The sequence below is a fragment of the Paenibacillus helianthi genome, assembly GCF_001909055.1.
Taxonomy (GTDB): Bacteria; Bacillota; Bacilli; order Paenibacillales; family Paenibacillaceae; genus Paenibacillus_AQ; species Paenibacillus_AQ helianthi.
The window spans coordinates 31,473-50,228 of record NZ_LVWI01000025.1 but is presented as its reverse complement, the minus strand read 5'-3'; the positions used below and the strand labels follow the sequence as shown (position 1 = coordinate 50,228).

General features: G+C 50.6%; 14 protein-coding genes and 1 pseudogene. 10 read left to right on the top strand and 5 right to left on the bottom strand.

The window, feature by feature from the left end:
• Positions 1 to 15 precede the first annotated feature (15 nt).
• From A3844_RS06900 to A3844_RS06880, 5 genes are all read left to right on the top strand, one after another.
• Positions 16 to 2,751 carry a GH36-type glycosyl hydrolase domain-containing protein gene (locus A3844_RS06900; protein ID WP_074106994.1) on the top strand — a complete coding sequence of 912 codons (2,736 nt, stop codon included), beginning with the start codon at positions 16 to 18 and terminating at the stop codon, positions 2,749 to 2,751.
• A gap of 280 nt (positions 2,752 to 3,031) precedes the next feature.
• A complete protein-coding gene (locus A3844_RS06895) occupies positions 3,032 to 3,916 on the top strand; it encodes a hypothetical protein (RefSeq protein ID WP_074106993.1) in 885 nt (294 codons plus the stop codon).
• 105 nt (positions 3,917 to 4,021) lie between these two features.
• Positions 4,022 to 5,113, top strand: a complete 1,092-nt coding sequence (gene serC, locus A3844_RS06890; RefSeq protein ID WP_074084733.1) for a 3-phosphoserine/phosphohydroxythreonine transaminase — start codon at positions 4,022 to 4,024, stop codon at positions 5,111 to 5,113.
• A 133-nt stretch (positions 5,114 to 5,246) separates the two neighbouring features.
• Positions 5,247 to 5,711, top strand: coding sequence for a tRNA (uridine(34)/cytosine(34)/5-carboxymethylaminomethyluridine(34)-2'-O)-methyltransferase TrmL (gene trmL / locus A3844_RS06885; RefSeq protein WP_074084624.1), 465 nt, complete (start codon positions 5,247 to 5,249; stop codon positions 5,709 to 5,711).
• 123 nt (positions 5,712 to 5,834) lie between these two features.
• Complete coding sequence (locus A3844_RS06880; RefSeq protein WP_025706451.1) at positions 5,835 to 6,089, top strand: AbrB/MazE/SpoVT family DNA-binding domain-containing protein; 255 nt, start codon at positions 5,835 to 5,837, stop codon at positions 6,087 to 6,089.
• Between the two features lie 429 nt (positions 6,090 to 6,518).
• Here A3844_RS06880 and A3844_RS06875 read toward each other — a convergent pair whose 3' ends face one another.
• Positions 6,519 to 7,586, bottom strand: a complete 1,068-nt coding sequence (locus A3844_RS06875) for a phosphodiester glycosidase family protein (protein WP_074084623.1) — start codon at positions 7,584 to 7,586, stop codon at positions 6,519 to 6,521.
• Positions 7,583 to 7,990: a hypothetical protein gene (locus A3844_RS06870; RefSeq protein ID WP_074084622.1), complete on the bottom strand. Its 408-nt coding sequence runs from the start codon at positions 7,988 to 7,990 to the stop codon at positions 7,583 to 7,585. Before A3844_RS06870 ends, A3844_RS06875 begins: the two co-directional genes overlap by 4 nt.
• A 281-nt stretch (positions 7,991 to 8,271) precedes the next feature.
• Between A3844_RS06870 and A3844_RS06865 the strand changes: the two genes are divergently transcribed.
• Complete coding sequence (locus tag A3844_RS06865) at positions 8,272 to 8,928, top strand: response regulator transcription factor (protein ID WP_074084621.1); 657 nt, start codon at positions 8,272 to 8,274, stop codon at positions 8,926 to 8,928.
• A gap of 68 nt (positions 8,929 to 8,996) precedes the next feature.
• Positions 8,997 to 10,214 carry an aminotransferase-like domain-containing protein gene (locus tag A3844_RS06860; RefSeq protein WP_074106992.1) on the top strand — a complete coding sequence of 406 codons (1,218 nt, stop codon included), beginning with the start codon at positions 8,997 to 8,999 and terminating at the stop codon, positions 10,212 to 10,214.
• Between the two features lie 297 nt (positions 10,215 to 10,511).
• Here the strand turns inward: A3844_RS06860 and A3844_RS06855 are convergent, their stop codons facing one another.
• Complete coding sequence (locus A3844_RS06855) at positions 10,512 to 11,336, bottom strand: DUF2161 family putative PD-(D/E)XK-type phosphodiesterase (protein WP_074106991.1); 825 nt, start codon at positions 11,334 to 11,336, stop codon at positions 10,512 to 10,514.
• Between the two features lie 174 nt (positions 11,337 to 11,510).
• Here A3844_RS06855 and A3844_RS06850 point away from each other — a divergent pair, with 174 nt between their 5' ends.
• A complete protein-coding gene (locus tag A3844_RS06850) occupies positions 11,511 to 13,406 on the top strand; it encodes a PrkA family serine protein kinase (RefSeq protein WP_074084618.1) in 1,896 nt (631 codons plus the stop codon).
• Between the two features lie 257 nt (positions 13,407 to 13,663).
• Here A3844_RS06850 and A3844_RS06845 read toward each other — a convergent pair whose 3' ends face one another.
• Entirely contained in the window at positions 13,664 to 14,398 is a 735-nt protein-coding gene (locus tag A3844_RS06845) for a hypothetical protein (RefSeq protein WP_074084617.1), read from the bottom strand.
• Between the two features lie 539 nt (positions 14,399 to 14,937).
• On the opposite strand from A3844_RS06845, the pseudogene A3844_RS06840 reads away from it, so the two are divergent.
• Both A3844_RS06840 and A3844_RS06835 read left to right on the top strand, forming a co-directional pair.
• Positions 14,938 to 15,638, top strand: a pseudogene (locus tag A3844_RS06840) (Type 1 glutamine amidotransferase-like domain-containing protein).
• A gap of 34 nt (positions 15,639 to 15,672) precedes the next feature.
• A complete protein-coding gene (locus A3844_RS06835) occupies positions 15,673 to 16,665 on the top strand; it encodes a phosphotransferase enzyme family protein (RefSeq protein WP_074106990.1) in 993 nt (330 codons plus the stop codon).
• Positions 16,666 to 17,139: 474 nt separating this feature from the next.
• Here A3844_RS06835 and A3844_RS06830 read toward each other — a convergent pair whose 3' ends face one another.
• Entirely contained in the window at positions 17,140 to 18,681 is a 1,542-nt protein-coding gene (locus tag A3844_RS06830; protein ID WP_074084614.1) for a DUF3502 domain-containing protein, read from the bottom strand.
• Between the last annotated feature and the right edge of the window lie 75 nt (positions 18,682 to 18,756).

The following is an 18,756-nucleotide window of genomic DNA, read 5'->3' as shown; positions in this document are numbered from 1 at the left end:
GAAAGGATGAATTCAATGAATCAAAAGGGAACGGGATGGATTTTTAACGGGAATAATGGGGATTTCAGTCTGAAGCAGCCAGACCGCAGCAGCTTTTTATATTTTCCTCTGGTGAATGAGGGGGGCATGATGTCTTCCGTCAGCCCTAAGCTTCACGGTCAGGTCACTTCGGGCCATAATACCTTTCTGACACCCCCCTTGTCGGTGGAGGACCTGCATAACTCACGAGCTTCCCGCAATTTCTGGGTCTATGTGGAAGGTAAAGGCGCCTGGTCAGCAGCAGGGAATTCCGCCCGGCAAAATGCCAAGATGTATGGTGATGAAGCTGACAATGCCGTATTGGAAGCCGGATTGCTGTGGCACCGCGTGACCCGTGAGAGCCGGGAGTTAGGGATCAGGGCAGTAATCACCAGTTATGTACCGGCGGGTAACGATAAAGTGGAGCTTATGAAGGTTGTGCTCACTAATTCCTCGGCAGAGGAAACCACGATAACGCCGACAGCGGCGGTTCCATTGTATGCGCGTTCAGCGGACGATCTGCGCGACCATCGACATGTCACTTCACTGCTGAACCGGATTTATACCTCTGCGCATGGCGTTGAAGTACAACCGGCTCTTTCTTTCGATGAGCGTGGGCACCGGGTCAATCACACCTCTTATGGGGTGTTTGGTGCCGCAGAAGGCGGAGGGCAGCCCGTTGGATTCTTCCCGGTACAGGAGGAATTCATCGGTGAAGGCGGGAGTTTGGATTGGCCGGAAGCGGTGGTAATGAATCTGGAACCGCAAGTCGGAGCAGGTGGAGGTGTGCATAAGGAAGGCTACGAAGCGCTTGGAGGGCTGCGGTTTGCCACGGTAGCTTTACAGCCAGGCCAGAGTATTTCTTATGTGGTTTTGCTGGCCATCGGCAATGATAGAATCGATATTTCGGCGTTGATGGAGAAATACGGCTCCATCGATGCTTTTGATAATAGACTTCAGGAAAATAAATCGTTCTGGGCGGATAAGGTGAATACGGTGGAGTTCCATACCAGCGACCCGGCTGCGGACCAGTGGATGAAATGGGTCACACTGCAGCCGGTGCTGCGCAGACTTTATGGCAATTCTTTTTTACCGTATCATGATTATGGGCGGGGTGGACGTGGTTGGCGTGATCTCTGGCAAGATTGTCTGGCGCTGCTGATCATGGAACCGGCGGATGTCCGCAGTCTGCTGCTGAATAACTATGCCGGTGTGAGAATTGACGGCAGCAATGCAACGATTATCGGCCAGCAGCCGGGTGAGTTCATTGCCGACCGAAACAATATTCCGCGCGTGTGGATGGACCACGGGGCTTGGCCGTTCCTAACAACCATGCTGTACCTGGATCAGAGCGGAGATCTGGACTTCCTGTTTGAGCAGCAGAGCTATTTCCGTGATTCGTTCATGGCCCGCTGCAGGGAGCGCGATACTTCCTGGGATGTGTCCGCTGGCAGCACTCTTCAAACCATGAACGGAGAGCAATATTCGGGGACGATCCTGGAGCATATTCTGCTACAGAATCTGGTTCCGTTCTTCAACGTGGGCGAACACAACAATATTCTGTTGGAAGGCGCTGACTGGAATGACGGGCTTGATATGGCGGCACAGCGTGGTGAGAGTGTCACCTTCACTTCCTTCTACGCCAGTAATCTGCTGGATCTCTCCCGTTTGCTGCGCACGCTGAAAGAGTACAAAGGGCTTGAAATATTGGAGCTGGCAGAAGAAATAACGCTGCTGCTGGATTCATTGCATGTAGCGGTGGATTATGAGTCCGTATCTGCCAAGCTTGCGCTCCTCGACCGGTACTATGCTGCTGCACCCAACAAGGTGAGCGGCAGACGTGCAGAGCTTGCTGTGGAAAAGGTGGCGGATGATCTGGCTCATAAAGCAGAGTGGATATTCGAACATCTGCGCCGGAGCGAGTGGATACAGAGCGGACAAGGAGACGGCTGGTTCAATGGCTATTATAATAATGACAGCGAACGTGTCGAGGGAGAATTCGAAAACAATGTCCGAATGACACTGACGGGGCAGGTGTTCCCGCTCCTCGGCCATGCGGCCTCACCTGAGCAGATTCCGCAGATCATTGCAGCCGTGGAGCGCAATCTGTATGATGAGAAAATCGGGTACCGGCTGAATTCGAACTTTGGCGGCATTCAGCAGAATTTGGGCCGTGCATTCGGGTTTGCTTTTGGGCACAAAGAGAACGGAGCTATGTTCAGCCATATGACAGTGATGTACGGGAACGCACTTTATAAGCGCGGCTATGTTAAAGAAGGACGCAAGGTGCTGGATTCACTGTACAGCCTGAGCGCCAATTTCGAACTCAGCCGGATGTACCCCGGCATTCCCGAGTACATTAATGAACAGGGCAGAGGGATGTACACGTATTTGACCGGCTCCGCAAGCTGGATGCTGCTGACTATGGTGACAGAGGTGTTCGGCGTCAAAGGCAAACTGGGTGATCTGCTTCTTCAGCCCAAGCTGATGAAAGAGCAGTTCGATAAGGAAGGCCAGGCGTCGATCAAGACAATATTCGCGGAACGTGTGCTGGAGGTCGTCTACGTGTCCACAAGCCGCGCAGATTACGGAGAGTACCAAATACATTCGGCTATGCTCAACGGCGCTGAGGTGACGCTTCAGCGCGTCTCAGAGGGTGTCGTGATTCCCCGCAGCCTGCTGACAGCCTTGCCGGAAGGAGAGGTTCACCTCCTGCGGGTGGAGCTGGTCTAGCAGGATAAATAGAAGAAGCGCCAGGTTGGCCGGATCTCCGGCGGCAGGCGCTTTTTTCCTGAAAGATAAGAATTTATATGTTACGCGCAATAGATGATCCTTCTCTTTCTCGCTGAAACGGATGCTGCCCTTATAAGGACAGCGTAGCCGTTTCCACTTGAATACACAGACGTTCGGCAACATACGTTACCGAAAAGAGTAGCGTTTGGATGAATGTTATGGTTAATAATAAGAATAGGCTAAGTCAAGACTAGCAGTTGTAGAAAGGAAGGTTTCAAAGATGGCTTACAGTCTTACAAATGGCATTCTTAAGGTGGATATTGCCGATGTCGGGGAGTATAGCGGTACCCGCTTCGATTGGACCGGATTTATTACAGGAGTGACTTTACTGCAGGGGCAACATACCTTTGGCGTACCGGAGAGCCTGGTTCCAGGTCAAGGAAGCGGCGGTATGGGCTTCTGTAATGAGTTCGGCATTTCCCGGGCAATTGGTTATGAGGAAGCAGCGGTTGGCGAGTGGTTTCCGAAGCTCGGAGTTGGGCTGCTGCAGAAGGTAAGCGATGCGCCATACGATTTTTTCGGGAGCTATCCTCTGATTCCTTTTGAGGTCAAAGAGGAACGGAGCGCGGTGTCTGTTACATATACCGTTCAGCCTATGGAGTGCAGGGGGTACAGCATGCTTTTGAGCAAGACTATTCTGCTGCAACAAGACCGGCTGAACATTCACTACACGCTGGAGAACAAGGGAGACAAACCTCTGCATACCGAAGAGTACATCCATAACTTTGTGGGGATTAACGGTGCAAATGTCGGACCGGACTACGAGCTTAGAATCCCGGCCGGACTGAGAGTGGAAGATCCGGAATCGTCGTATACGGCAGAGCTGCTGGCGGTATCGGGCAATACCCTCAGCTGGAGGGCAGAGCCTGACCGTTCATTCTACTGCAAGCTGGCAGGCCAGGAGCAAGGGGAGGCTGACTGCTTCTGGGAACTGCGGTATTCCCCGGGTGGAGTCGCTGTGAAGGAGAGTGGAGATTTCACAGCTGAGCGGATGGCGCTGTGGGGTGAAAAACATGTAATTTCTCCCGAGGTTTTTGTGGACATCAGTATTTTACCGCGTCACAGCAAGCATTGGAGCCGCAGCTTCCAATTTTTCAACTTCTAATGCATGCGATCTTCCCTCCTATGTGAATAATTATACTTGATGGTGTGTGAGATTATTGCTATCATAGCGATATCCATATTCATAGGAGAGAAAGGGTGGGGAGCAATTTTGAACAAGAGAGCATACAATTTTAACGCAGGTCCGGCGGCACTGCCGCTTACAGTACTTGAACGCGCACAAGCGGAGTTTGTTGATTTCCGGGAAAGCGGAATGTCCATTATGGAGATGTCGCACCGCGGGGCAATATACGAATCCGTGCATAATGAAGCGCAGGAACGTCTGCTTTCGCTCCTCGGCAATCCTAAAGGCTACAAGGTTCTGTTCATTCAAGGTGGAGCAAGCACACAGTTCGCCATGATCCCGATGAACTTTATCTCTGAAGGTCAGGTAGGCAGCTATGTTATGACAGGAAGCTGGGCGGAGAAGGCTTTCAAGGAAGCGAAGCTTGTTGGGGGCGCACATGTCGCCGCTTCTTCCGAAGACAAGAAGTTCCTGGCCATTCCAGAGCTGAGCAGCATCAAGGCAGCAGACAATGCAGCTTATCTGCACATTACGTCGAATGAGACGATTGAAGGTACGCAGTACGCGGAGTATCCGGATGCCGGTTCCATTCCACTGATCGCGGATATGTCCAGTGACATTCTCAGCCGTTCCTTTGACGTGAATCAATTCGGGCTGATCTATGCCGGTGCGCAGAAAAATCTTGGACCTTCCGGTGTAACCGTAGTGATTGTTAAGGAAGAGCTGATTGCCAAGTCTCCTTCGAACATTCCAACGATCCTGCGTTATGATACACACTCGAAGAACAACTCTTTGTACAATACACCACCATCATTCTCTGTATATATGGTTAACGAAGTGTTAAAATGGATTGAGGAGCAAGGCGGGCTGGCCGGCATTGAAGTCAAGAACCGCGATAAAGCAGGCCTGCTGTATGACCATATCGATGGCAGCGACGGTTTCTACCGTGGAGTTGCAGAAGCAGGCAGCCGTTCCATTATGAACGTTACCTTCCGGATGCAGTCGGAAGAGCTGGAGAAGCAATTTGTCAAAGCAGCCGAGCAGGAAGGTTTTGTTGGGCTGAAGGGACACCGCAGTGTTGGGGGCTTACGCGCTTCCATATACAACGCTGTTCCTTACGAGAGCGTAAAGGCGCTATCTGATTTCATGAAGCATTTCCGGCAAACTCAAGGTTAATGAATGCAAATTTTGCGGCCTTCCGCCAACAGGCGGAAGGTTTTCTGCTTTGAAATAGTCCCATTACCCGGCCGCCATGCCTCCTACACACACCAATAGGCCGTTGAGCCTGCAGAGAGGAAGTTCATACCTTATGGCATTACACATTGTGCTGGTGGAGCCGGAGATCCCGGCCAACACCGGCAATATCGCCCGTACCTGTGCAGCTACAGGAACCCACCTTCATCTGGTGCGTCCGCTCGGCTTCCGTACAGACGATGCCACGTTAAAGCGTGCCGGCCTGGATTATTGGCATGCGGTGCACATCGAATATCATGACTCCTTTGCGGAAGTGCTGGAAAAGTATGCAGATGGTCGTTTCTTTTATGCCACAACGAAGGCGGACAAGCGCTACAGCGATTTCACGTTCCGGGATGGGGATTTTTTTGTATTCGGCAAGGAAACCAAAGGCTTGTCTCCGGAGATTCTGGAAGCTGGCAAGGAAACCGTCATGCGTATGCCGATGAGTGAAGCGGTAAGATCGTTGAACTTATCGAATTCAGCGGCAATTATTGTCTATGAAGCACTGCGGCAGATGGATTTTCCGCAACTGTTCTAAAAGAAAACATGATTTTTTAATTTTTTCAGCAGGATTCGACATTTTGATAACGAAATAGTTGAATAGTGCCGAAATAAGTAGTAGCTACTAATTTTTAGTTGAACAGGAGAGTGTAAGTTAGATATGAAACCTGCTGGCGTAGTTCGAAAAGTAGATCAGCTGGGTAGAATTGTTCTGCCTAAGTCCCTGCGTAAAAGGTATCAAATGAATGAAGGTGATCCTGTAGAAATCCTGGTGCAAGGCGACCATATCATTCTGGAGCGTTACCGTCCCAAATGTGTCTTTTGCGGATCGATGGAAGGCGTAAGCGAATATAAGGATCGTTATATTTGTGCTGATTGCCTGACGGAAATGACCCAATTGCCAAGACACGCCTAGATCAGAACGGACATTTCAGTAGAATGTGCAAGAGGCAACATGTACATAGAAAAGGCATCAAATTGCGCCTCTTGCGGGAACACCCACTCCAGACGTTGCTTCAAAAGTGGGCTGCAGCCAAGCGGCGACTGCTGTACTGACCAAGGACCCTGACCGTCCCTAAGGGATAGAAGGGATTGTTCCCCCAAAAAAAGCGCCGCACATTTGTGCGGCGCTTTTTTTTACAGGCCATTGGTCTTGTCATCGTTGTACGAAGCAGTAAGGATACCGGCAAGAAACAACAGGAACACAAGGGTGATAATCCAGAAAGTCAGAGAAAACGACATGCGTGCACCTCCGTGAGTGACTGTATTCGTTTTCCTAATTATAACCCCCAGTCTTCCAAAAATAAACGTAAATGTGATCTGCCTCATTGACATTACATAATATTTATCTAAAGAAGAGGAAGTTAGTAGGAACCTTGCGCAGGTTTCCATCCGACGGCCGGTTAATGACCCGTCCATTGAAAATCAACGAGGAGGATCCGCCGCCATCCAGATTGTAGGCATCAATGACGCCCATGCTCCATAGCTTGTTCTGAAGCTCCGCCAGAGTCGCTCCGGAGTTGCCATTTTCATTATAGCCGTCAGCTACCATGATCAGCATCTGGTCATCCTTATACTTGCCAATAACCGTGCGGGGGGCACGTTTGGGAGACAACTGCCATTTGGATGGAATGGGCATCTTGTTGCTGTTCTTCAGCAGGACCGGGACAAAAGTGGCGCCGAAGACCGGACGCAATTGGTCCAGCTGGGTCCTGCTATAGAATTGGCCGCCGATCAGCTGGCCGGATGCGTTCAGACCCACAAAGCTGAGATCCTTATAGCTGGATTCGAAGCCGTATAAGTACTGACCGCCGACGACCGTTGTGGAGAGCGGGTAGCGCTTGCCGTCCTGGTCAGCAAAGCCTCCGGCGTTGATGCCGGCAGTCGCACCATAGCGGTTCACGGCCTGCATTGTCGTTTCTGCTGCGCCTTTGCCGTCACCGGCCAGACTCATTTTCATGGCGGTAGGGTCTTTAAGTTTTACTTTTAAAGCGTAGGCTGTATAGTTGCCGGGGTTCAGCCGGTAGAGTTCAATCGTAATCCGGTTGCTTTGCACGACATCGGCAGGAATCCCCAGCCTGGAGGTAATCCGGCGGTTGTAGATCTGTTCCGGCCGCGGGGTTTGGGACTTGGCCATGTGAACCAGCGCATTCATGGCATTTGTAGTCTGATTATACAGCTTCGCACTGGCACCGATGGAATGTATGGTAGTTGAGGCCGATGCTTGAGCGGCGGTTAAATCAGTCAGCAGCGCGGCCGTTTCCTTGACGGGTCCGGGTTCCGCAGTGAACTTTCCTGTACCCAGGTTCAGTTCAAGAGGTGGCTGATACCACCATAAACAGAGGAGCAAGCCGAAAAATGGCGCGGTCAGAAGCATGAAAAAACGGTTGACTCGTTTAACCGGTGTCATCATTTCAACAGATCCATTTCTTTTTGCAGTGCAGCCAGCTGTTTGCGCACCTCGTTCAACTGGGTGTACAGCTTGTTGCTGTTATCTGTTTTGTTGTTGGCATTATCTTTGGTGAAGGTAAGAAGTTCGTTAAAGGTCTGCACAGTGTTCTGCAAATCCTTTACTTGCTGGGATATAACGTCAATTCGCGACTCGTAATCGGTCTTCAAAACGGTAAGCTGTTGCTGGCTTTGGGTGCCGAGTTCGCTCAGCACTTGTTCCTTAAGATGGTTGGTGTAGCTGTACACGGCGTAAAATCCGAGTCCGATCATCAAAATCCAGAACAGTAAAAACCATTTTACGGAAGATCGGCTTCTCGCTGCAGTAGAGCGCGAGTGTATCGGCGTCGATTCCGCTAGCGGTTGCATGTGATCACCTCAGGCAAATTTTTTTCAAGTTCTTATTCTATCAGACTTTTACTATTTTCGCAAAAGTGAAAAGGCTTATGAAAACATGAAAAAGTAATTGCACTCTATTAAACTACTGCGATACAATTTCTATAGATTGGAAGTTATGAGGGGCGTATTCAAGGGAAAAGAAGGGAATATTGATAAGACATCAGGTAGCCTTGCTTACGTACCGACAGGAAACGCTATGGCGCTTCCCTTTCTGGGTAAATATATATAGTTAGCAGGAGGACTGGGCATTAATGATGAAGGTGTGGCGGGTGGTCATCGTGGGGTGTCATCCCACAAGTATGCTGGGAACAAAATTAATTTTGGAGGAAGAACAAGAGATTGAGGTTGTGGGCATGTTCTCCACATGGAACGAGGCTGTCTACACAGTACAACAACAGCAGCCGGATTTGGTGCTGACCGATTATGAAATGCCGGAGGGCAAGGTCGAGGGTGCACTGGTAGAGATGAAGCAGAGCTCGAAAGGCACCCATTTCATTATCATGACGGAGGAAGAGGACAGCGACCTGTTCCAGCCGCTCATGGAGCTGGGTGCCAGCGGCGTGTTGTCCAAGGGGGCTTCTCCAAGGCAACTGCTGCAAATGATAGGCGGGCTGCGTGAAGGATTTCTCTCCATTCCGCTGAACTGGGTGGAGAAAGGGCTTCGGCCGATGACAACATCCCGGGGTCTGGATGGGCTGCTACAGCTGACCCAGACGGAGACGTTCATCATGGAACGGATTGTTCAGGGAATTACATACGATAAAATTGCTCTTGAAATTGAAGTCAGCCGCCGTTCGATTGATAATTATTTGAGGAAAATATATGTGAAGCTGGAGGTCTCTACAAGAGCACAGGCGATTGAGAAGTTCGCTCTTTTCTCCAGACAAAACAAGCAAATGTACGCATAACCCAAGCATGACGACATATTGCAGGCCCGGAAGGAATATTCTTGGTACCAGGGAGAAGGGGGGAGCATATGAAATATGAGTTTTCTGCCCGCGCACATACATTGAACTCATCACCACTGCTGAGCATTCGTACAGAGACACGCAGGGGTACGTTGATTTCACTGGCCGAAGAACTGCCGGCCGAAGAATTGTTTCCATTGTCTCTGCTGGCCGAAGCAGCTTCCACAGTGATCTCGGATGATGCTGGAGCGCTGCAATATGGCGATCCTGAAGGGTATGCACCGCTTCGTGAATGGTTAACCGGAGACTGGCTGAAGGCCAAGGGTGTGAGTGTTGCCGAAGGCGGAGTTCTTCTGACAACGGGAAGCCAACAAGCGATTGATCTGTTGTCCAGGGTCTATATTGATCCGGGAGACCGCGTACTGGTGGAGAACCCGACATCTCCGGGAATTCTGCAGGTATTGCGGATGCAGGGTGCGGTGATTATTCCAGTCCGTGGTGACCGGGACGGGCTGCTGCCGGAGCATCTGCGGACACAAATCCGCCTGCATCGGCCTAAGATGCTGTTCGCTACGCCGAGCTTTACGAATCCGAGCGGAATGTTATGGAGCCTGGCTAGACGCAAGGAAGTGCTGGAGTTGTGTACCTCTCATAACCTGCTAATCGTTGAGGATGATTCTTATGGTGATCTTCATTTTCAGAGGTATAGCGAACATCCTTCAGTGAAGTATCCGTCGCTGTACGCGCTTGAGAATGTCAGTGAGGGTGGCCATGTGCTCTACATTGGCTCCTTCAGCAAGACCGTTGCACCTGCCCTGCGGACGGGCTGGGCGGCAGGCAGCCGTGAGCTGATCGGAATGATGGCTGCCGCGAAGCAAATGGCCGATTGGCAGTCCAGCTCGCTGAACCAGCGGCTGCTGCATCATCTGCTGGATGTGACCGCTTTTGACCTGCGCGAGCATATTACACTGTTGAACCGCGAATACAACACCCGTCTGAAGCTGATGGCGGAGCTGCTCAAGCGTCCTGCATGGAAGAGCAGCAGCTATGATCTGCCTGCTGGCGGCATGTTCCTGTGGGTGACGCTGCCGGAGGGCTTGGATGCGATGGCACTCCTGAAGGCTTTGCTGGCTAAAGGCGTGGCCTTTCTGCCCGGCCCGCTGTGCAGTGTCAGTGGGGGGCACGGATATATCCGTCTCAACTTCAGCCATCCCGGACGGGATGAGCTGCTGCTGGGCATGAACCTGATGAGCGAGGCAGTGACCGAGTTTACGGCCCGGAGCTGATTGCGGGAAGCTGGGAATAGGGATGTCATTGCTTGTACCGGCTTTTGCAGATGGTCGAGGGATATGGAACTGCGATAGGCACCTGGGATGAGGTGAATTCCCTGCTGCCTATGAGTAAAGGAGTGGCGTACAGGCTGGGAATGTAGGTGCGCTGCAGCTGGAAATTCAGTAAGCCTGGACAAAAGAATAAAGCGGGAGAGCGCTTCCGCTGCCCAAAACAAAAAGGCGATCCTGATCAGACGCCTTTTTGTTTTGGCGTGCCTAGAGGCACGCATTGTCCTGCAAAAGTGGGCAGACTTACAGCTTGCCCGCGCTGATCTCTGCGATCGCGGCATATTCGATCAGTGCCGCGGTTCCGGCGGCCGTGAGCGTGTAGCGGCCGCGCCCCACCCGGAAGAACCACCCGTAGTAGTTCTTCTGCAGGAACGCGGCGGCGCCCGGCACGCCGCTTCTCTTGCGCAGCTCGGCGGGGGTCACGCCGAGCGATGCCTCCGCCCGGCTGTGCGCAGCCGCCGGGTCTGCCCCTGGCGCGCCGCTCCGCGCAGCGCGCCTTGCCCCGGCGAGGCCGGCCGCGTGAGCGGCTTCGGCCTCGGCCGCCTGCAGCGCGAGGGCCACGCGCAGCGCCTTCTCGCGGTAGGCTGTCACGAGCTTGACGCGCGTGCTGCCGCCGGTGTTGTAGTCCCCGCTGCGCTCGCGGAACTCATAGAGCAGCCGCTCGCGCCGGCGTGCGCCGCTGCGGACCTGCGGCGGCGCGTCGCCCGGCTCCGCGAGCACCTCGACCAGCGGAGCCTTGGTCTTGTAGAAGACCACGGTGATCAGCCCGAGGCCGAGGCGGCGGCATAGCCCGGTAAGCTCGCCCCAGCGCTGGTTCACCGCGCCTTTTTTGTCCCGCACGCGTTCTACCGCAAGGTAGACATTGGGACTGAGCCGGAGTCGTTCAACCCCCTGCAGCAGCAGGGCGAGGTTGAATGATTTTTTCATCTCCACAATCAGTGGCAGCTCCTCATCCTTCCGCAGGCCCACCAGATCGCAGGTCCGCACCTCGCCTTTGATGGCATACCCCTGCTTCTCAAAAAAACTCTTCAGCGGAGCATACAGCTCCGTTTCATGCTTAACCGCCATAGTTGTCACTCCTGCGCCCTATTTTACAGGAATATGCATTTTCCTGGTTTATTAACGATTCTCTATTATAGCACAGCAAAAAAGAGGTCAACTATTCCGGGCCCGCCGCATAGTTATGTAATACACTTTCTAAGCTGGTGGAGCAAGTAGGAGCGCAAGAGGAGGCAGCGAGCAATGGATATATTTGAGCGTATAGCTTCGTATCGGGCTGAGAACGACCGTTTGGCGTGGAGCGGCACCTTCAAGGAGTATATAGAACTGCTGAAAAAAGATCCCTCTCCCGCGAAAACGGCTCATTCCCGCGTATACGACATGATCAAGTCACACGGCGTAGAGGATATCAACGGACGCAAACGGTATAAGTTTTTTGAACAGGAGATCTTTGGACTCGATCGTGCGGTTGAGAAGCTCGTGGAGGAGTATTTCCATTCTGCCGCCCGGCGGCTGGATGTGCGCAAACGGATATTGCTGCTGATGGGACCGGTCAGCGGGGGCAAATCGACACTGGTTACTCTGCTAAAGCGCGGGCTGGAGCAGTATTCGCGGACGGATGAAGGCGCAGTGTATGCCGTGGAAGGCTGCCCGATGCACGAAGATCCGCTGCATTTGATTCCGCTGGAGCTTCGTCCGGAGATCGAACGGGAGCTGGGGGTGCGAATCGAAGGCAACCTGTGCCCGTCCTGCCAGATGCGGCTCAAAAATGAATATCACGGCGACATTGAACAGGTAAAGGTAGTGCGTGTGCTGTTGTCGGAAGAGGAGCGTGTCGGCATCGGGACCTTCAGTCCGTCCGATCCGAAATCGCAGGATATCGCCGACTTGACGGGCAGCATCGACTTTTCGACCATTACTGAATACGGTTCGGAATCCGATCCGCGCGCCTACCGCTTCGACGGGGAGCTGAACAAGGCCAACCGCGGGCTAATGGAGTTCCAGGAAATGCTCAAGTGCGACGAGAAATTCCTCTGGAATCTGCTGTCACTGACTCAGGAAGGAAACTTCAAAGCCGGCCGCTTCGCGTTGATCTCTGCCGATGAGATGATCATCGCGCATACGAATGAAACGGAATATAAATCCTTCATCTCGAATAAAAAGAACGAGGCGCTTCAGTCCCGCATGATTGTTATGCCCGTCCCTTATAACCTGAGAGTGTCTGAAGAAGAAAAAATCTACGCCAAGCTTATTGCCCAAAGCGACATGAAGCATGTGCATATTGCCCCTCATGCGCTGCGCGCGGCGGCGATTTTCTCGATTCTGACCCGCCTCAAGGAGAGTAAGAAGCAGGGCATGGACCTGATCAAAAAGCTGCGCATGTACGACGGCGAAGAAGTGGAAGGCTACAAGGAAGCCGATCTCAAGGAAATGCAGACCGAATATCTGGACGAAGGCATGTCCGGCATTGATCCGCGGTATGTCATCAACCGGATTTCCAGTGCTTTGATCAAAGGCGATTTACAGTGCATGAACGCGCTGGATGTGCTGCGGGCAATCAAGGACGGCCTGGATCAGCATCCTTCGATTACGAAGGAGGAGCGCGAGCGTTATCTGAACTTCATTTCCATTGCCCGTAAGGAATATGACATTCTGGCCAAAAGCGAAGTGCAAAAGGCTTTTGTCTACTCTTTTGAGGAATCCGCCAAAACGCTGTTCGAGAATTACCTCGACAATATTGAAGCCTTCTGCAACTGGACCAAAATCCGCGATCCGCTCACGGATGAGGAGATGGAGCCGGATGAGCGGCTGATGCGCTCCATAGAAGAGCAGATCGGCATTTCCGAAAATGCCAAAAAAGCCTTCCGCGAGGAGATTCTGATCCGTATTTCCGCTTACTCCCGTAAAGGCAAAAAGTTCGAATACAACAACCATGACCGGCTGCGGGAAGCCATCGAGAAGAAGCTGTTCACCGATCTGAAGGATATTGTCAAAATCACCACCTCCTCCAAAACGCCGGATGAAAGCCAGCTGAAGCGCATCAACGAGGTTTCCAGACGCCTGATCGATGAACATTCCTATTGCCCGATCTGCGCCAACGAGCTGCTGAAATATGTCGGAAGCCTGCTGAACCGCTAAGAGAGTATTAGCCTGCAACTCAAAACTGACTGAGCATCTGCTTATCAGCCGGGTGGTTAGGTCATAAGTGAAACATGCAAGGACTGCCTGCTGGCGGTCCTTTTTTCCGTGAAATGATTTTTTCCTGCAACGGACCATTGAAGCTAAATCTAATGTACTGCTTGTCCCATAACAGGTATACTTGCATGTTCGGCGGTGTCAGAGGGGGGGCTGACCGCCCCCTCCTTCAACCTAATGAGGAGTTTTACTATGCCGACTTATTCCTGGGACTCCGTAGACTCCTTGGTGCCAGCGTCTTTGCCGCCAATCTTAAAGCCTAACTGTCCATTATATTTGCCTACCTGACCGGCAACCCCTAAGCCTGCTCCTTGACCGCCGCCGAGTTGTGCCTTGGCATGGGCGCCGAGACCATGATCTCCACCAAGCTGCAAATGGGTTTGAAGCCCTGCGCCTTGACTGAATCCCAGATGTCCTTCGGCATCCGCACTCAGACCGTAGGCTCCACCGGCTTGCGCCCCCGTGTGAAAACCTGCGCCTTGACCGCCACCCAGCTGGGTTTTGGCCTGAGCGGCGACTCCGTACTTCCCTAGGGCCTGAGCTTCTGCACTCAGCCCCAGACCCTGGCTGCTGTTCAGATGGGTATTGCCTTGCGCCTGGATTCCATACGATGGAGCGCCGATGTGGCCGCCTGCATGCATACCCGCGCTGCCATAGTCAACATTCCCGCCAGCATTTAAGCCAATGCCGTGTTTGCCGCCTACTTCTCCTCCGGTATCTGCATGAATCCCTGGCCCGCTGCTCACGCCTGCGTTCAAATGCCCGCTCATCAGTTCTTGTGTTGCGGATTGGCTGTCTGACGGCTGTGCTGCCGGGCTGCTGTCTGAGCGGACCAGATGATAGTAATGAGAGTAAGGGTAGGGGGTGGAACGGGAGGAATAAGGATATGCGGATGGATAAGCCTGGCTGTTTGGATATTCATTCCCAAAGGTCATGTGGGATACCTCCATTATTCAATTAATTACAACAGCCTATTCAGGGTACCGTGGAAATGATACTGACTTTGGTGGGCATTTGGGGATGATACATGACGCGGTGCCGGGAGGCCGGCTGTATGAAAAGAATAAAAGTGTGCCCGCCGGTAATCGGGGCACACTTTTTTTAATGCCTTTGTCAGGATCTGCGCAGTTTTCAATAAACGTATAACAACTCTATTACACTTTCAATGCGCCAAAATGTACGGTACAAAAGTCGGTTTAAACTACTTAACGGGAAACGATAGCTCAACAATCAGATCTATAGCGTGAAAATAAAGGCTGCTGGCAGATTGGTAGCCTTTTAAGCTAACGGGCAGTTTGACGTGGAAATATATTTCACATGTTTAAATTCCATGTTATGGTAATGTGGAGTTAAATTTATGAAAAGTATACAAGAGATGCAAGCGAAATGGCTGAAGAACCGTTCATCTTTCTAGCGTGTATAATTTTCGTTAAGATTGGATGAATGTAAATAATACATATGGAGGTAATTAAGGTTGAGTACTCACTACTATTTCAGTTGGTTTAATCATTTTTTCCAGAGAAGCTGGTTCATTGTTTGCATGAGGATATACTAGACAGAAAATCGCTTATTATGATTAGCGCTGATCCATCAGGTTATACAGGTGAGCCAATTAACATTGATGATGTCTCTGAATGTACATGGTTAAATCAGGCTAACATTATTTTTGATGAATATCATTTCATTGATTACCGCATGCAGAAGGAAGATGCCCAGCGATTCATTCAGGGCGCTTCTGTCATTTTTTTATGCGGTGGAGATCCTGTTTTGCAAAATGATTTTTTGGCAGATTATGAATTATCGGATGTGATTAAGAACAGCAATGCCGTTATAATGGGTGCCAGCGCTGGTGCGTTAAACATGGCTGCAGAATGGTTATGCTTGAAAAACACTGGCAATGAAGTGGAAACTAGTACTATTTATGATGGTATTGGCTTTGATCATTTTGCCTATGAATCTCATGCTAAGCGCGACTACGCTACGTTTGTTGAAGGCTACCTGTTCCCCTTGTCTGAAGAGATCGATGTTTATGCAGCAGAACAGGAGAGTGCAATGCGTGTAAAGGACGGCAAAATAGAAATAATGGGTCCTGTATATTTAATTTCCCACTCCAAGATTCAGAAATTGGTTGAGACGCTGTTAAAGCGATGTAACAGTAATGGGTTAGAATTATAGTATTCGATCTAAATTCAATTACCAAGGAGAAATCATGGACCCCAAAATAAAACTGATGTTCCTGGATGAACATGTTGCTGAAGGTGCTGAGCGCTTCGGGATCAGTCCAAAAGATCTGACTTTCATCGGAGGCTTTCAAAACTTTATTTATTCCTATAATCGCGATGAATCAAAATATATTCTCCGTTTTACTCCGGGCATACTTCGCACGTCGGAAGGACTTGCAGCTGAAATAGAATGGATTCGTTATCTTTCGGACAATGGTATGTCGGTATCAGACCCGGTTGTATCGGTTAATGGAAAGGATTTTGAACATATCGAAGGGAATACGATGGATTTTTACGCAACCTCTTTCAACTATGCACCTGGCAGAAAAATCGGATATCCAGAATGCCTGGGCAATTCAATACTTTATGAACAATGTGGTCGCATAACAGGCCGTCTTCATGAACTGACCAAGCTGTATAAACCTGTATCCACAAGACACACTTGGGAATTTAATGATTACCTCTTACGAGCGAAAGATTATTTACCGGCAGAGCTACAACCCATTATTATTCATGCTATTGATGAACTTACAGCAAATCTGGCTGGTCTGCCTGTGACATCTGATCATTTTGGTTTAATTCACGGAGATATCAACGTAGGTAATTTCACGGTCAATGAATCAGGGCAAATAACGCTCTTCGACTTCGACGAGTGTCAGTACAGTTGGTATGTCGAGGATATTGCTATCCAGCTCTATTACTTGCTGTATGTATTCGGGGAAGATTCGAAGTCTGAACGTAAGGCGCAATACGAACTTTTCATTAAACATTTCGAGCTAGGCTACACTGAGGATGGCCGACAAATGCCTGACGGCTGGGAAAATCGGATGAAGCTTTTTCTTAAACTACGTGAAATTATCGTAGTCGGCGGTATGTACCGGAGTTGGGATTTAACTCAACCCGATGATTGGACCCGCGATTTCTTGCAAGATAGTAGAATGCGCATTACAAAAGGGATTTCGTTGATCGATGAGTTCTAGAACTCCTAAACTGTTTTCACCGAATAGCCGGAGCCGCACCGAACGGCCGGATTGACCATAGGGGCAAGAAGGTAGCATGGTGGATGTGAATACCTCATCTTCACTGCGCAACTTCGTTTGGGCACTGATTTATACCACGACTGAATGGATGGTGAGAACACAAAAATGAGGAGAGTAGAAGTTCTGCCCCATAATCCTCTCTGGGTTTCAAAATTTGAGGAAGAAGCAGAAAACCTTCGACGATGAATACCCAGAAGATATAAAACAATTTTTCTTAAAGAAGAAATTATAGTATAAATATTTTCTATTGAATGCTAACGAAGAACGTTAGTTAAAACGACAACAGCGGCAGTCTAAGACTTTATTTAGTCTTATTCTGCCGCTGCTTCTTTTAATTGATCAGTCAAAAACTAATATGATTCAAAAGCTGGCGATTCCGAGTTTTCAACGAACAGTGGTGCTGTGTATATCAGCTTATTTTGATTTCGCATACCATTCGGAGAATTGCTTCTGGTACTCCGCGATATACTTATCAATCCCCGCCGCCTTCAGTCTTTCGAGCGCTTTCGGGAAGGCCGTGTCATAGTCGCTGAAGCCGCTGCCGATTGGGGCGAGGTATTCAGTGAACACGCCGTTCAGTTTCGTCTCTTCATTCTTGACCGGCGTATTGTCGAAATTGAAGCCGGCGCCTTTGGAGATAATGGCTCCGTCATCCCAGGCTTTGTACTTGGCGATGAAATCATCCGGCACGGTGTTGTCGAAGCGGATGAAGTTTTTATTCATCAGCAGCCAGTCGGGAATCAGTGAATCGGTGCTGATTTTGGTCAGACGGCCGTTATCATCCAGGGTATAATCGGTTCCCTTGATCCCGTAGGCGAACAGGTCGTACAGCTCCTGATTTTTTTGCAGAAGGTTGAAGAACATAACGTAGCGTTCAGGGTCCTTGGCGGCAGCAGAGACGAAGAAGGCGGTGCTGTACGTGCCGCGGCTGATTTTTGGGCGGCCGGTGCCGAGGAAATAGTTAACCAGCTTGGCGTCAGGTACTGCCTGGGAGATGGTTGCCGCACCCTCGAACGGACGGGCCGCCGTGCCTGCCCAGAACATCGCTTTGCCGGAATTCCAGTCGGACTGCAGCTGTGGAACATTGGTAGCGGCATATTTCGGGATGATGCCTTTTTCATACCAGCCGCGCATCAGCTTGGCATAAGCTTTGAACTCATCGGATTCAAACCAGTTAATGATCTGATCGTTCTGTGCCGATTCATCGAGCGCAATGAAATCATTCTGCCAGTACAGATTTTTATCGGTGAAGTCATATTGCAGCATTCTGCGGGCATCGGTACTGGCGTAACCGATCAGCTCGGGATGAAGGGCATGCACTTTATCATAGAATTGTTCCAGCTCAGCCAGTGAAGTTACCTGCTTCATGCCGGCTTCTTCCAGTAAATCCTGGCGGACGAGCACGCTGTAGAATTCTGCGGAATTCGGCTTGTTGCCAACCGGGATGGCATATTGCTTGCTGTCGAGCTGAAAAGCGGTAAAGGAGGCTTCATCCACCGTTTTGCTCAGATCAGCCGCAGCCCCGACATAGGGGGTAAGATCGGCATAGAGTCCTTTGGCTACAGATTTCACCATGTAATTGGCATCGGTATAGGTGGCGAAATCCTCACCCGTTGAGAGCATCAGATCGGTTTTGCCTCCGCCGTATTCGGTCCAGGGCAGGAACTGAAATTCCACCTCGGCATTGATTTCTTTTTTGATTACATCATAGAAATCAGTCTTCGCCAGCTCCTTCATCCGGTTCGACTCATCCCCGTAGAGGACAATTTTCAGCTTGGCCGGCGCCAGGGTGGTACCTCCAGTTCCACTGTCCGCCGTAGCTGCAGGGGCTGTACCTCCGCTGCCGCTATTGCCGGAATCACCAGAGTTAGCGCTTTCATTATTGCCCTGAGAGCAGGCGCTTAACAGGAACACAGCAGAGAGGAGCAGACTTAACCAACCTTTTTTCTTTTTCATGATGAACCCTCCTGAAATAGAATGTACTTATGAGGCATATATTGCATAGGCTGTGCTCCCTTAACCCATTGTACA

Coding starts and splice junctions, on each gene's coding strand:
- A3844_RS06850 (WP_074084618.1), top strand. CDS start 11,511: ATGGATATATTTGAGCGTATAGCTTCGTATCGGGCTGAGAACGACCGT.
- A3844_RS06865 (WP_074084621.1), top strand. CDS start 8,272: ATGATGAAGGTGTGGCGGGTGGTCATCGTGGGGTGTCATCCCACAAGT.
- A3844_RS06880 (WP_025706451.1), top strand. CDS start 5,835: ATGAAACCTGCTGGCGTAGTTCGAAAAGTAGATCAGCTGGGTAGAATT.
- A3844_RS06845 (WP_074084617.1), bottom strand. CDS start 14,398: ATGACCTTTGGGAATGAATATCCAAACAGCCAGGCTTATCCATCCGCA.
- A3844_RS06900 (WP_074106994.1), top strand. CDS start 16: ATGAATCAAAAGGGAACGGGATGGATTTTTAACGGGAATAATGGGGAT.
- A3844_RS06870 (WP_074084622.1), bottom strand. CDS start 7,990: ATGCAACCGCTAGCGGAATCGACGCCGATACACTCGCGCTCTACTGCA.
- trmL (WP_074084624.1), top strand. CDS start 5,247: ATGGCATTACACATTGTGCTGGTGGAGCCGGAGATCCCGGCCAACACC.
- A3844_RS06830 (WP_074084614.1), bottom strand. CDS start 18,681: ATGAAAAAGAAAAAAGGTTGGTTAAGTCTGCTCCTCTCTGCTGTGTTC.
- A3844_RS06855 (WP_074106991.1), bottom strand. CDS start 11,336: ATGGCGGTTAAGCATGAAACGGAGCTGTATGCTCCGCTGAAGAGTTTT.
- A3844_RS06895 (WP_074106993.1), top strand. CDS start 3,032: ATGGCTTACAGTCTTACAAATGGCATTCTTAAGGTGGATATTGCCGAT.
- A3844_RS06875 (WP_074084623.1), bottom strand. CDS start 7,586: ATGATGACACCGGTTAAACGAGTCAACCGTTTTTTCATGCTTCTGACC.
- A3844_RS06835 (WP_074106990.1), top strand. CDS start 15,673: ATGGACCCCAAAATAAAACTGATGTTCCTGGATGAACATGTTGCTGAA.
- A3844_RS06860 (WP_074106992.1), top strand. CDS start 8,997: ATGAAATATGAGTTTTCTGCCCGCGCACATACATTGAACTCATCACCA.